Annotated in this window: 12 protein-coding genes; 9 read left to right on the forward strand and 3 right to left on the reverse strand. The window is 62.4% G+C overall.

What is annotated here, in order from left to right:
• Nucleotides 1-54 precede the first annotated feature (54 nt).
• The 3 genes from xdhB to uraH are packed head-to-tail and all read right to left on the reverse strand — an operon-like array spanning nucleotide 55 to nucleotide 4259.
• Entirely contained in the window at nucleotides 55-2400 is a 2346-nt protein-coding gene (gene xdhB / locus NKJ11_RS26230) for a xanthine dehydrogenase molybdopterin binding subunit (protein ID WP_352794655.1), read from the reverse strand.
• On the reverse strand, nucleotides 2400-3881 hold the full coding sequence (xdhA, locus tag NKJ11_RS26235) for a xanthine dehydrogenase small subunit (protein WP_352794639.1): 1482 nt from the start codon (nucleotides 3879-3881) through the stop codon (nucleotides 2400-2402). Before xdhA ends, xdhB begins: the two co-directional genes overlap by 1 nt.
• 3 nt (nucleotides 3882-3884) lie before the next feature.
• Nucleotides 3885-4259, reverse strand: a complete 375-nt coding sequence (uraH, locus tag NKJ11_RS26240) for a hydroxyisourate hydrolase (protein ID WP_023813630.1) — start codon at nucleotides 4257-4259, stop codon at nucleotides 3885-3887.
• A 203-nt stretch (nucleotides 4260-4462) separates the two neighbouring features.
• On the opposite strand from uraH, the gene puuE reads away from it, so the two are divergent.
• From puuE to NKJ11_RS26285, 9 genes are all read left to right on the forward strand, one after another.
• On the forward strand, nucleotides 4463-5881 hold the full coding sequence (puuE, locus tag NKJ11_RS26245) for an allantoinase PuuE (RefSeq protein ID WP_352794641.1): 1419 nt from the start codon (nucleotides 4463-4465) through the stop codon (nucleotides 5879-5881).
• A 10-nt stretch (nucleotides 5882-5891) separates the two neighbouring features.
• A complete protein-coding gene (locus NKJ11_RS26250; protein ID WP_128302771.1) occupies nucleotides 5892-6755 on the forward strand; it encodes a bifunctional allantoicase/(S)-ureidoglycine aminohydrolase in 864 nt (287 codons plus the stop codon).
• Nucleotides 6752-7243: an ureidoglycolate lyase gene (locus NKJ11_RS26255; RefSeq protein ID WP_128302770.1), complete on the forward strand. Its 492-nt coding sequence runs from the start codon at nucleotides 6752-6754 to the stop codon at nucleotides 7241-7243. The genes NKJ11_RS26250 and NKJ11_RS26255 overlap by 4 nt, the downstream gene beginning before the upstream one ends.
• A 67-nt stretch (nucleotides 7244-7310) precedes the next feature.
• Complete coding sequence (locus tag NKJ11_RS26260; RefSeq protein WP_128302769.1) at nucleotides 7311-7904, forward strand: nucleoside deaminase; 594 nt, start codon at nucleotides 7311-7313, stop codon at nucleotides 7902-7904.
• Between the two features lie 53 nt (nucleotides 7905-7957).
• The gene (locus NKJ11_RS26265; RefSeq protein ID WP_352794642.1) at nucleotides 7958-8266 is read left to right on the forward strand and encodes a type II toxin-antitoxin system MqsR family toxin; all 309 of its coding nucleotides are present in this window, start codon (nucleotides 7958-7960) and stop codon (nucleotides 8264-8266) included.
• Entirely contained in the window at nucleotides 8263-8682 is a 420-nt protein-coding gene (locus tag NKJ11_RS26270) for a type II toxin-antitoxin system MqsA family antitoxin (protein WP_050592750.1), read from the forward strand. Before NKJ11_RS26265 ends, NKJ11_RS26270 begins: the two co-directional genes overlap by 4 nt.
• 79 nt (nucleotides 8683-8761) lie before the next feature.
• Nucleotides 8762-10747 carry a CocE/NonD family hydrolase gene (locus tag NKJ11_RS26275; protein ID WP_352794643.1) on the forward strand — a complete coding sequence of 662 codons (1986 nt, stop codon included), beginning with the start codon at nucleotides 8762-8764 and terminating at the stop codon, nucleotides 10745-10747.
• A gap of 154 nt (nucleotides 10748-10901) precedes the next feature.
• On the forward strand, nucleotides 10902-12488 hold the full coding sequence (locus NKJ11_RS26280; RefSeq protein WP_352794644.1) for an ABC transporter substrate-binding protein: 1587 nt from the start codon (nucleotides 10902-10904) through the stop codon (nucleotides 12486-12488).
• 16 nt (nucleotides 12489-12504) lie between these two features.
• Nucleotides 12505-13464: an ABC transporter permease gene (locus NKJ11_RS26285; RefSeq protein ID WP_127289704.1), complete on the forward strand. Its 960-nt coding sequence runs from the start codon at nucleotides 12505-12507 to the stop codon at nucleotides 13462-13464.
• Nucleotides 13465-13473 lie beyond the last annotated feature (9 nt).

Genomic DNA, 13473 nt, shown 5'->3' on the forward strand with positions numbered 1-13473 from the left:
AACATAGGGTTTTTCGGCCTGAATTGCACGCGTTGCCGACGCCGGGGACCAGACTCAGGCCTTGGCCTCTTTCTTCAGCCGCTCGATCGCCATCAGCACCCGCTCCGGCGTTGCAGGAGCATCGAGGCGCGGACAGATCTTGTGGTCGGCGACGCTGGCCACTGCATCCGACAGGGCGTGCAGCACCGACATGCCGAGCGGGAACGGCGGCTCGCCGACTGCCTTGGAGCGGTGGATGGTCGGCTCGCTCGCTTCCGGCCAGTCGGCCAAGGTGACGTTGAATATCTTCGGCCGGTCGGAGGCGAGCGGGATCTTGTAGGTCGATGGCGCGTGCGTGCGCAGCCGGCCCTTGGCGTCCCACCACAGTTCTTCCGTCGTCAGCCAGCCCATGCCTTGGATGAAGCCGCCCTCGATCTGGCCGATGTCGATGGCGCTATTCAGAGATCGGCCGCAGTCATGCAGAATATCGGTGCGCTCGACCATGTATTCGCCGGTCAGCGTGTCGACCGAGACCTCCGAGCACGACGCGCCATAGGCGAAATAATAGAAGGGGCGGCCCTCGCCCTTGTCGCGGTTCCAGTGGATTTTCGGCGTCTTGTAGAAACCCGCCGCCGACAGCTGGATGCGAGCCATATAGGCCTGCTTGATGAGGTCGGCGAAGGCGATTTCCTGGTTGCCGATGCGCACCCGGTTGGGCAGGAACAGCACCTGATCGCGCGGCACCTGATATTTTTCAGCGGCGAAATCGATCAGCCGGTCCTTGATCTGGCGAGCGCCATTTTGCGCCGCCATGCCGTTGAGATCGGAGCCGGACGACGCTGCCGTGGCCGAAGTGTTCGGCACCTTGCCGGTCGTGGTCGCGGTGATCTTGACCTGGTCGAGGTCGATCTGGAACTCTTCCGCCACCACTTGCGCAACCTTGACGTAGAGGCCCTGCCCCATCTCGGTGCCGCCATGGTTCAGATGCACCGAACCGTCGGTATAGACATGCACCAGCGCGCCGGCCTGGTTATAATGCGTGGCGGTGAACGAGATGCCGAACTTGACCGGCGTCAGCGCCAGGCCGCGCTTGATGAAACGGCTGTTGGCGTTGAAGGCCGATATCTCACGCCGGCGCCGCGCATAGCTGGCGCTTTGCTCGAGCTCGGCGACGATGCGCTGGATGATGTTATCCTCGACCGTCTGGTGGTAGGGCGTGATGTTGCGGTCTGACGTACCATAAAAATTCTTCTTGCGGATTTCGAGTGGATCCTTGCCGACGGCGAAGGCCACCTCGTCGATGACGCGCTCGGCGCCGACCATGCCTTGCGGGCCGCCGAAACCACGAAAGGCGGTGTTCGACACGGTGTTGGTGTAGAGCGGCGCCGATTGCGCATGCACCGCCGGCCAGAAATAGGTGTTGTCGCAGTGGAACAGTGCGCGATCGGTCACCGGGCCGGAAAGGTCCGACGAAAAACCGCAGCGCGCCGCGAACATGAAATCGACGCCGAGGATGTTGCCCTCGTCATCGAAGCCGACTTCGTAGTCGACGAGGAAATCGTGACGCTTGCCGGTGGCGATCATGTCGTCGTCGCGGTCGGGCCGGATCTTCACGGCGCGATGGTGTTTCTTCGCGGCGATCGCCGCCAATGCGGCAAACTGGTTGCCTTGCGTCTCCTTGCCGCCGAAGCCGCCGCCCATCCGGCGGATCTCCACCGTGATGGCATTGCTCGGCACGCCGAGTGCATGGCTCACCATGTGCTGGACTTCGCTCGGATGCTGGGTCGAGGAATAGATGGTGACGTCCTGATCCTCGCCCGGAATGGCCATGGCGATATGGCCTTCGAGATAGAAGTGTTCCTGGCCGCCGATGCGCATTTTTCCCTTTAGCCGGCGCGGCGCCTGACGGATCGCTGTAGCGGCATCGCCGCGCTTCAGCGTCAGTGGCGGCGTGACGACCTTGTCCTTCTTCGGATCGAGCGCGCCAATGTCGGTGACGAAGGGCAATTCCTTGTATTCGACCTTGGCCAATCTGGTGGCGCGACGCGCCTGCTCGCGCGTCTGCGCAATGACGCAAAAGATTGGCTGGCCATAGAATTGCACCTTGCCGTCGGCCAGCACCGGCTCGTCGTGGCGGCCTGTCGGCGAAATGTCGTTCTCGCCCGGCACATCCTTGGCCGTCAGCACGTCGACAACACCGGGCGCTGTACGCACCGCCGAGAGATCCATGCTGGTAATCGTGGCATGCGTGGCGGCAGAAAGCCCGAGGCAGCCATGCAGCGTGCCGGCCGGTTCCGGCATGTCGTCGATATAGACGGCCGTGCCGCTGACATGCTTGTGGGCGGAGTCATGGCGTTGATCGGTGGCAACGCCGCCGGCGATCTTTTCAGCCTTCAGATTGGGGGGAGCGTGCTTGTTCATCATGCCGCCTCGTGCCTCGAAACCTGGATCGGCTCCCTGGTACCGCTGGTCTCGGCGAAGAAGCGCAGCAAGAGATTGCGCGCCGCGAGCGCACGATACTCGGCCGAGGCCCGCATGTCGGTGAGCGGGGTGAAATCCCTGGCATATTCGACCATCGCCGCGTCAACCGTGGTCTCCGTCCATGGCTTGCCGAGCAGCGCTTTTTCGACAGAAGACGCCCGCTTCGGCGTCGCCGCCATGCCGCCATAGGCAATGCGCACCTCCGCCACCGTGCCATCGCTGGCCAGCGTCAGGAAGAAGGCGCCGAGGGCCGCGGTGATGTCCTCATCGCGGCGCTTGGTGATTTTGTGGACGGCGAATTTCGTGCCCTTGACCGGAACCGGAACGTGCACGGCCTCGACGAATTCGCCCGGCTGCCGGTCCTGTTTGCCATAGGCAATGAAGAAGGTTTCCAGTGGAATCGAGCGCCGCTTCTTGCCCTTGCGCAGGGTGAGACTTGCGCCAAGAGCGATCAAGGGCGGCGGCGTGTCGCCGATCGGCGAGCCGTTGGCGATATTGCCGCCGATGGTCCCCATGTTGCGCACCTGTTCGCCGCCGATGCGATCGAACAACGGCCCCAGCGCCGGGATACGCTTCGCCAATATCGCGAAGGCATCAGTGTAGGTGACGCCCGCGCCGATCGAAATGATGCCGTTGTCTTCCGAGATGGTGCAAAGTCCGTCGAGATTGCCGATGAAAATGGCCGGCGAAATATCGCGCATGTGCTTGGTCACCCAGAGGCCGACATCGGTTGAGCCGGCAACGATGGTGGCGTTGGGGTCCCTGTCCAGCACAGCGGCGAAATCGTCGACATTGCCCGGTACGACCAGCCGCGTCTTGGCCGAACCGATCTCAATCCGGGCGCCGTCATGCATGGCCTCGAGCCTGGCGGTGATCGCCTTGCGCTCCGCCGCCAGCGGATCTTTTGCCGCTTTGCCGTAGCTCGAGATGGCCTGGGCCGCGCGCATGATCGCCTCGTAGCCGGTGCAGCGGCAGAGATTGCCTTGCAAGGCCTTTTCGATATCCGCGTTCGACGGATTCGACGACTTCATCCACAGGCCATAGAGCGACATGACGAAGCCCGGCGTGCAGAAGCCGCATTGCGAGCCGTGGAAATCGACCATCGCCTGCTGCACCGGATGCAGTTGGCCTGATACGCCGCGCAGATGCTCGACGGTCACGACATGGGTGGCGTCCAACGAGCCGAGGAAACGGATGCAGGCATTGACGCTTTCATAGACCAGCCCGCCGGCCGAGAGCTTGCCGACCAACACGGTGCAGGCGCCGCAATCGCCCTCGGCGCAGCCTTCCTTGGTGCCGCGCAGCGACCGGTCGAGCCGCAGCCAGTCGAGCAGGGTCGCGTCGGGTGCCACCGACGAAAGCGCGACGTCCCTGCCGTTGAGGATGAAGCGGATTTCATTGCGGATGCTAATTTTGGCCATGCCTCAGCTCCCCCTGTAGGTCGAATAGCCATAGGGCGAGACGAGCAGCGGCACATGGTAGTGCAGCGGTTCGGCCATGCCGAAGCGGATCGGTATCACATCGAGAAAGGCGGGGTTCGGCAGGCTCGACCCCTGCTGGCGCAAATAGTCGCCTGCGGCGAAGACCAGTTCGTATTCTCCGGGGCGGAACTCCGCGCCGGCGAGCAGCGGCTTGTCACAACGGCCGTCGGCATTGGTGACAACGGTCTTCAAATGTGTCCGCGCCTTGCCCTCGAGGTGATAAAGCGCGATCGACAATCCCGCCGCCGGCTTGCCTGTCGCCGTGTCGAGGACATGGGTCGTCAGACGCCCGCCATCGGCATTCGACGTTTCTGCCATTGGCCGCCTCCCATTTCCGGTACGAGCGAATTGGCCCGGTACGATCAAGTATCAACAGTGAATTGTGCGCCAATTAAAGGCGATGCATAAGTCCCGGTCGAGCGGAGTGCGACAAAAACACTTTCAAAAATTTTCGGGGGAATGCGAGAAGCACCCTTTCGATATTCTGATCATACTTCGGGCCATGCCCGGCGGGAGGGACGATGCGTTACAGCAGAGACATGCGCGGCTACGGAGTCAATCCGCCGGACCCGAAATGGCCTGGCGGCGCGCATGTCGCCGTGCAGTTCGTCGTCAACTACGAGGAAGGCGGCGAGAACTGCGTGCTGCATGGCGACAAGGCGTCCGAAGCCTTCCTGTCGGAAATCGTCGGCGCGGCACCCTGGGTGGGCCAGCGCCACTGGAACATGGAATCCATCTACGAATACGGTGCCCGCGCCGGTTTCTGGCGGTTGCTGCGGCTGTTCAGCGAGGCCGAGGTGCCGATCACCTGCTATGGCGTCGCCACCGCGCTCGCCCGTTCGCCGGATCAAGTCACGGCCATGCAGGAAGCCGGCTGGGAGATCGCCTCGCACGGGTTGAGATGGATCGACTACCGCGACCACAGCGCCGAGGATGAGCGCCGCGACCTCGAGGCGGCGATCAAGCTGCACTACGAAGTGACCGGCGCGCGCCCGACCGGCTGGTATACGGGTCGCACATCGATCAACACAGTGCGGATTGTGGCGGAAGAAGGCGGTTTCGACTATGTGTCGGACACCTATGACGACGAGCTGCCCTACTGGTTCGAGCATGATGGCGGCGCGCAGCTCATCATTCCCTATACGCTCGACGCCAACGACATGCGGTTCGCAACGCCGCAGGGCTTCAACTCCGGCGACCAGTTCTTTGCCTATTTGAAGGACAGCTTCGACACGCTCTATGCCGAGGGCAAGGCAGGCCGGCCACGCATGATGAACATCGGCCTGCACTGCCGCCTCGTCGGGCGGCCGGGCCGGGTGGCGGCGCTGAAGCGCTTCGTCGACTATGTGAAGTCGCACGACAGGGTCTGGCTGGCGCGGCGCATCGACATCGCCCGCCACTGGCAAGAGGTCAATCCTTATCAACCGGCGGCACTCCGCCCCTCGAAGATGGAATTCGAGACCTTCGTCCCCACTTTCGGCGGCGTGTTCGAGCATTCGCCCTGGATCGCCGAACGCGCCTACGAACTGGAACTGGGCCCGGCGCATGACACTTCAGGCGGCCTGCACAATGCGCTTTGCCGTGTCTTCCGGTCCGCCAGCGAAACCGAGCGGCTTTCCGTGCTCAACGCTCATCCCGACCTTGCCGGCAAACTTGCCAAGGCCAAACGGCTGACGGCGGAATCGACCAGGGAACAGGCTTCGGCCGGCCTCGACGCGCTGACCGACAAGGAGCGCGAACTGTTTTCCAAGCTCAACGCCGCCTACGTCACCACTTTCGGTTTCCCCTTCATCATCGCGGTGAAGGGCAAGACGAGGCAAGAGATTCTGGCGGAATTCGAGGCGCGCATCGGCAACAGCCGCGGCGTCGAATTCGAAACCGCCTGCAAACAGGTCGAGCGCATCGCGCTGCTCCGCCTCAAAGACATGCTTCCGCAATAGGTTTGAACCCATGGATACGATCAGGATGCCCGAGCGAACCTATTACGCACCACATGGCGGCCACCCCGGCCAGAGCGAGCTTCTGACCGGCCGCGCCGTCTTCACCGAGGCCTATGCCGTCATTCCCCGGGGTGTGATGCAGGACATCGTGACCAGTGCGTTGCCGTTCTGGGACAAGACCCGCGCCTGGATCTTGTCGCGACCGCTATCCGGTTTTGCCGAGACGTTCTCGCAATACATTGTCGAGGTCGCGCCGAGCGGCGGCAGCGAGCGGCCGGAACCCGATGCCGGCGCCGAGGGCGCCCTGTTCGTGGTCGAGGGCGAGTTGACGGTTCTGCTTGCCGGCAAGAAGCATGTCTTGCGGCCCGGCGGCTTTGCCTTCCTGCCGCCGGCCAGCGGCTGGACGGTTCGCAACGAAAGCAAGGCCGACGTGCGCTTCCACTGGATTCGCAAGGCTTACGAGGTGGTTGACGGTCTCGATGTGCCGGAAGCCTTCTTCACCAACGAGCAGGAGATCGCGCCAACCCCTATGCCCGGCACCGAAGGCCGCTGGGCGACGACGCGGTTCGTCGATCCGGCCGATTTGCGCCACGACATGCACATGACCATTGTCACGCTGGAACCCGGCGCGGTCATTCCCTTCGCTGAGACCCATGTCATGGAGCATGGGCTCTATGTGCTGGAGGGCAAAGCGGTCTATCGCCTCAACCAGGACTGGGTCGAGGTCGAGGCCGGCGACTATATGTGGCTGCGCGCCTTCTGTCCGCAGGCCTGCTACGCGGGCGGCCCGGGAAAATTCCGCTATCTGCTCTACAAGGACGTGAACCGGCACGCCAAGCTCGGCGGCGCCGGTGTCCCCGGGCGGACGCCGTGACGCGGATCATTGCGCGGCCACTGACCCGCGAGAGCTTTGCTCCGTTCGGCGACGTCATCGATATGGGCGGCGACAACCACTACCCGATCAATGGCGGCCGCGCGGAACGCTATCACGATCTGGCGACCGCCGAGGCGATCGGACCGAATGCCCGCGTGCTGATCTCGATGGTGCGCGGCACGCCTTACGAACTGCCGCTGAAGTTGAGCATGGTCGAGCGCCACCCCTTCGGCAGCCAGGCCTTCATCCCGCTGTCGCCGCGCCCATTCCTGGTCGTCGTCTGCCATGATGGCGATGAGGGGCCGGGCGAGCCGCATGCCTTCACCACCGCACCCGGACAAGGTATCAACTATTCCCGCAATCTCTGGCATGGCGTGCTGACGCCGCTCGGCGAGCCTCAGGACTTCCTGATCGTCGACCGGGGCGGCGACGGCTCCAATCTCGAAGAATTCCATTTCTCGCATGCTTACGAGATCCATCTCCCTTAATTTTTTGTGCATGTCGTTACCCCAAAACCGGGGCACTTTTGGGCGACATGCAGCAGGAGAGCCTGAAATGACCGACATTTCTTTGATCGACCGCCTGCTCGACGTGATCGAACACGACATCGTGCCGAAGACGGCCGACGGTGTTGTCCATGGCAACAAGCTGTTCGGCGCGGCGATCCTGCGCAAGGACGACCGTTCGCTGGTGCTGGCCGAGACCAACAACGAGAGGGAAAACCCGCTCTGGCATGGCGAGGTGCACTGCCTGAAACGTTTCTACGAAATGCCGAAGGCGGAGCGCGTCGATACAAGAGACGCCATTTTCCTCGCCACGCATGAGCCCTGCTCGCTCTGCCTGTCGGCGATCACCTGGACTGGCTTCGACAATTTCTACTATCTGTTCAGCCACGAGGATTCGCGCGACAGTTTTGCCATCCCGCACGATCTGAAGATCCTGAAAGAGGTCTTCACCCTCGACCCCGGCGGCTACAATGCCGAGAATGCCTACTGGAAGAGCTTTTCTATCCGCAGGCTGGTGCGAGCGTTGCCCGAGGTAGAGCGGCAACGGCTGGAAATACGCATCGGCGCGATTTCGGCGCGCTACGATGATCTGTCCGGCGTCTATCAGGCGAACAAGGACGATAACGACATCCCGCTGAATTAGGGCTCTCGGCCTACCGGGGGGCACCCTTGAATTGCCACCTTTATGGTGGCATATTGCGTCATGGAGAAAGGCCCACCTCCGATCTTGATGCCATCAAGACGACGTTCGGGTCTGTCGATACGCTGGCGATCACGACGTCCGCTCTGCGGGATGCCACAGGCCTTGGCTTCGACCGTGCCGGCGCCGTCGAGGTAATCGGCGGCATGACGAGGAAAATGTTCGTGAAATCCATGACGACCTTTGCGGATCACCGGGTCTGGCAGGATGCCTATCACGTGCCCGTGCGCGACCTGATCCTCTACGTGAAATTCCAAGCGGATGTCGTGACCGAGTTCACGGTCATGTCGTTCAAGGAGAAATGACCATGGCGACAAGAGAAGAAAATCGGACCATGATTTCCCCCGAAACCGGCGAAACGCTCACGCGTGACGTGCGTCCATTCACAGTGGCGTACAAGGGCGAGAGCATAATTGTCGACCTTCCGGGTTACTATCCAGCATCCGGTGACGAGGGTGTGCATATCGGAGGCGACATGGCTGCCGTCGATGCCGCACTACGCGCCCTCAAGGAGAGGATCGATGGCGTGCCGGCCCCGGCAACCATCCGCCGCATGCGCACAAAGCTCAATCTGTCGCAGCGCGAGGCAGGATCCCTGTTCAAGGTCGGCGAGAATGCTTTCGACAAGTATGAAAGGGGCCTGATCGAGCCGAGTGGCCCGACCATTCAATTGATGACGCTGCTGGAAAAACATCCTGAACTGCTGGATGAATTGCGGTAGCGGCACAGGTCGCATTTTTCGCTGCTCCAGTCGCGAATGGTGATTGAAAGTCGTCGCGCCGCGGGGCGTTATGCGGGCCATGAAAACAGTCACCGAATTTCCCCGCAAGGTCGTCGAGTTCCCGGATATGGGCATCGTCATGCCGGATGGCTGCCGGCTGTCGGCGCGGGTCTGGATGCCGGAAGATGCCGGCGATGATCCGGTGCCGGCGATCCTCGAGCATCTGCCCTACCGCAAGCGCGACGGCACCATCTTTCGCGATCAGCTGACGCATCCCTATTTCGCCGGCCACGGCTATGCCTCTATCCGCGTCGATATGCGCGGCAATGGCGATTCCGAAGGGCTGATGGACGACGAATATTCCGAGCAGGAATTGCAGGACGCCTGCGACGTCATCGCCTGGGCGGCAAGCCAGCCCTGGTGCAACGGCAATGTCGGCATGATGGGCATTTCCTGGGGCGGCTTCAACTGCCTGCAGGTGGCGGCCAAGCAGCCGCCGGCGCTCAAAGCGGTGATCAGCCTGTGCTCGACCGTCGACCGCTACGCCGACGACATTCACTACAAGGGCGGCTGCCTGCTGATCGAGAACTTCGGCTGGGCCTCGACCATGCTGTCCTACTCGTCGCGGCCGCCGGACCCGCTGCTGGCCGGCGACAACAGATGGCGCGATCTGTGGCTGACCCGGCTGGAGAACCAATCCTTCCTGGCGCCGCTGTGGCTGAAGCACCAGCACCGTGATGCCTACTGGAAGCGCGGCTCGATCTGTGAGGATTTTTCCGCCGTCAAAGCCGCGGTGCTGTCGATCGGCGGCTGGCATGACGGCTACCGCAACACGGTCTCGCATCTGGCCAGCAACATCGAAGCCCCGGTCAAGGGCATTATCGGGCCATGGATCCACAAATACCCGCATTACGCAGGACCAAAACCCGCCATCGGCTTCCTGCAGGAGGCCTTGCGCTGGTGGGACCGCTGGCTCAAGAGTGTCGAAACCGGTGTCGAGTCCGACCCGGCCTACCGCGCCTATGTCATGGACAGCGTGCGTCCGGCGCGCTGGCACCCCGAGCGTCCCGGCCGCTGGATTGCCGAGCAGCAATGGCCCTCGCCAACCATCAAGACGCAGACGGTCGATCTGATCCCCGCAACGGAAAAACCCGCCATCGTTGCCTCGCCGCAAAGCTGCGGCTTGGCTGGCGGCGAGTATTTTCCCTTCACCTTCGGCCCCGAACTGCCAGGCGATCAGCGCCCCGACGATGCGCTGTCGGTGTGTTTCGACCAGCCGGAACTCAGTCAGGCCATCGACATCGTCGGCGCCCCGGAAGTCGAATTGCGGCTGTCCTCCGACCGTCCGCAGGCCAACATTGCGATCCGGCTGTGCGACGTGCATCCCGATGGCGCGTCGGAGCTGATTTCCTACGGCGTGCTCAATCTGACGCATCGCAATTCGCATGAATTTCCCGAAGCGCTGGTGCCGGGCGAAACCGTGTTCGTGCGCGTCGTGCTCGATCAATGCGGCTATCGCGTTCCGCCCGGCCACCACCTGCGTGTTGCCGTTTCGAACGCCTATTGGCCTGCCATCTGGCCGTCGCCGGAGCCGGTCCGGCTGACCTTGTCGGCGGCGACGCTCCGCTTGCCGCTGCGGCCGCTGGCGACAGACGACGAAGCGGCGTTCGCCGAACCGGAAGGTGCCACTCCCTGGGCAACGGAGACGATCCGCGCCAGCAATTCCGAGCGCCATATCGATCGTGACGAAAAGACGGGAATCGTGACGCTTTTCATCATTGATGATTTCGGTGAGGTCCGCGATCTCGATCACGGTCTTGCCAATGGCAGCATTGCCCGCGAGACCTGGACGATCCATCCCGACGATCCGCTGTCGGCCTCGGGCAAGACGCACTGGACACAGACCCTGTCGCGAAACGGATGGTCGGTACGCACCGAAACGACAGCCGAAATGCGATCGGACGCGCAAAACTTCATCGTCAGCGCCAGAATCGAGGCCTATGAGGACGAAACGCTCGTCTTCGAGCGCAATTTCGAGGAGAAGGTGCCGCGCGCGCTTCTTTGAGCGCCGATTTCATTGGTCCAATTGCGACGTACGATTTACGCCACGGCATGTCGCATTCGGTCTTGCTTACCGCTTTCCCTTGCGGTCATTATTCTCCTCACAAGAAACAAGAAAAACGACCGCAGAGTCGAACCAACAGAGTGAGGAACTCAAAATGTCGAACGAACTGGAATTTCTTAGCCGGCGTGTCGCGTCGGGCAAACTGAGCCGTCGTGATTTTCTCGGCCGGGCGGCGGCGCTCGGTATCTCCGCACCCTTCGCTAATTCGCTGCTTTCAAGCGCTGCACGCGCGGCAGGTCCGGTCAAGGGCGGCACACTGAAGGCCGGACTTGTCGGCGGCGAGTCCACCAACAGCCTTGATCCGGCACTGTTCATGACTCAGGTGCCGTTCGCCTTCGGCAAGATGTGGGGCGAATTGATTGTCGAGCTTTCGCCGGAAGGCAAGCTCGAGAACCGCATCGCCGAGGAGATCGGCTCGTCGGACGACGCCAAGGTGTGGACGCTGAAGATCCGCGACGGCGTCGAATTCCACAACGGCAAGACGGTGACCGCCGAGGACGTGGCCGCCACACTTGAGCGCCATTCCGACGAGAAGTCGAAATCCGGCGCGCTCGGCTACATGAAGGGCATCGAGACCATCAAGGCCAGCGGCAAGGAAGTCGTGCTGACCCTGAAGGAAGCCAATGCCGATCTGCCCTATTTGCTCAGCGACTATCACCTGATCGTCCAACCGAATGGCGGCAAGGACAAGGCCGACGCAGGCATCTCGGCCGGTCCTTACAAGGTCACGACCAATGAGCCCGGCGTGCGCCATGGCGGCGAGCGTTTCGCCAATTACTGGCAGGGCGACAAGATGGGCCATGCCGACCAGATCGAGATCATCGTCATCAACGATGCGACGGCGCGCACGGCCGCCCTGCAGGGCGGCCAGGTCAATATGGTCAACCGCGTCGAGCCGAAGATCGTCGACCTGATCAAGCGCCTGCCGGGCGTCACCATCCGCAACCACGCGGGTCCAGGCCACTACGTGTTCATCATGCATTGCAACACGGCGCCGTTCGACAACGCCGATTTGCGCATGGCACTGAAGCTGGCTATCGACCGCGAGGAAATGCTGGACAAGATCCTGCGCGGCTACGGCTCGCTCGGCAACGACTTCCCGATCAATGCGTCCTATCCGCTGTTTACCGAGATCGAGCAGCGTAAGTACGATCCCGACAAGGCCAAGTTCCACTTCAAGAAGTCGGGCCACGATGGCGCCGTCCTGCTGCGGACCTCGGACGTCGCTTTCCCGGGCGCTGTCGATGCATCGCAGTTGTTCCAGCAGAGCGCGGCCAAGGCCGGCATCCAGATCGAGTTGAAGCGTGAGCCCGGCGACGGCTATTGGAACGAGGTCTGGAACAAGCAGCCCTTCTGCGCTTCCTACTGGGGCGGCCGCTCGACCCAGGACCAGATGTACTCCACCGCTTATCTGTCGACCGCCGACTGGAACGACACGCGTTTCAAGCGCCCGGACTTCGACAAAATGGTGCTGGCCGCGCGCGCCGAGCTCGACGAGACCAAGCGCAAGCAGATGTACCATGACATGGCTGTCCTGGTACGAGACGAGGGCGGCCTGATCCTGCCGATGTTCAACCAGTTCATCGACGCTACCGGCGCCAAGGTCGGCGGCTGGGTCGACGATCCGCATCAGGAGCTGATGAACGGTTACGCGCTGGCGAAGTGCTGGCTCGAAGCCTGAGCTTGGCCTTGCGGATATGTCCTCACCCATCTTGAAACTGGTGGCCCAGCGCGTTGCGCTGGGCATTCTCCTCTTGTTGGCCGTTTCGGTCCTGATCTTCGCCGGCACCCAGATCCTGCCCGGCGATGTCGCGCAAGCCATTCTCGGGCAATCGGCGACACCGGAGTCGCTCGCCAATCTGCGCGAGCAGCTCGGCCTCAACGATCCGGCCTATATCAGGTATTTCCGCTGGCTCGGCGGTGTGCTGACCGGCGATCTCGGCACGGCCATGTCGAGCGGGCAGGATATCGCCACGTCGATCAAGGGGCGGCTGTGGAACACGCTGTTCCTCGCCTTCTGGGCGGCGATCGTCGCCGTGCCGCTGGCGATCATTCTCGGCCTGATCGCGGTGCGCTACCGCAATGGCTGGGTCGACAAGCTGATCTCCGGGCTGGCGCTGGCCTCGACCTCGTTTCCCGAGTTCTTCATCGGCTATGTGCTGGTCTATTTCTTCGCCGTGAAATGGCAAATCTTCCCGGGCATCTCGACCGTCTATGACGGCATGCCTTTTGGCGAGCGCATGCAGGCGATCGCCCTGCCGGCGGCAGCGCTGACGCTGGTCGTGCTCGCCCACATGATGCGCATGACACGCGCGGCGATCCTCAATGTCATGCAGTCGGCCTATGTCGAGACAGCGGAACTGAAGGGCCTGTCGGCCTTCAACGTCATCCGCAAGCACGCCTTCCCCAACGCGATCGCGCCGATCATCAACGTCGTCATGCTCAACCTCGCTTACCTCATCGTCGGCGTCGTCGTGGTCGAGGTGATCTTCGTCTACCCAGGCATGGGACAGTATCTGGTCGACCACGTCACCAAGCGAGACGTGCCGGTGGTGCAGGCGGTCGGCCTGATCTTCGCCGCCGTCTATATCAGCCTGAACATCATTGCGGACATAGCGGCCATCGTCGCCAATCCGCGTCTCAGACACCCGAAATAGGGGGCGGAT

Origin of the sequence: Mesorhizobium sp. M0243, from assembly GCF_040321775.1 — a bacterium.
Taxonomy (GTDB): domain Bacteria; phylum Pseudomonadota; class Alphaproteobacteria; order Rhizobiales; family Rhizobiaceae; genus Mesorhizobium.

Bases quoted from the DNA above. Each gene is read 5' to 3' on its own strand.
- NKJ11_RS26260 (WP_128302769.1), top strand. From the start codon at position 7,311: ATGACCGACATTTCTTTGATCGACCGCCTGCTCGACGTGATCGAACAC.
- NKJ11_RS26280 (WP_352794644.1), top strand. From the start codon at position 10,902: ATGTCGAACGAACTGGAATTTCTTAGCCGGCGTGTCGCGTCGGGCAAA.
- NKJ11_RS26275 (WP_352794643.1), top strand. From the start codon at position 8,762: ATGAAAACAGTCACCGAATTTCCCCGCAAGGTCGTCGAGTTCCCGGAT.
- NKJ11_RS26270 (WP_050592750.1), top strand. From the start codon at position 8,263: ATGACCATGGCGACAAGAGAAGAAAATCGGACCATGATTTCCCCCGAA.
- xdhB (WP_352794655.1), bottom strand. From the start codon at position 2,400: ATGAACAAGCACGCTCCCCCCAATCTGAAGGCTGAAAAGATCGCCGGC.
- NKJ11_RS26285 (WP_127289704.1), top strand. From the start codon at position 12,505: ATGTCCTCACCCATCTTGAAACTGGTGGCCCAGCGCGTTGCGCTGGGC.
- puuE (WP_352794641.1), top strand. From the start codon at position 4,463: ATGCGTTACAGCAGAGACATGCGCGGCTACGGAGTCAATCCGCCGGAC.
- NKJ11_RS26250 (WP_128302771.1), top strand. From the start codon at position 5,892: ATGGATACGATCAGGATGCCCGAGCGAACCTATTACGCACCACATGGC.
- xdhA (WP_352794639.1), bottom strand. From the start codon at position 3,881: ATGGCCAAAATTAGCATCCGCAATGAAATCCGCTTCATCCTCAACGGC.
- uraH (WP_023813630.1), bottom strand. From the start codon at position 4,259: ATGGCAGAAACGTCGAATGCCGATGGCGGGCGTCTGACGACCCATGTC.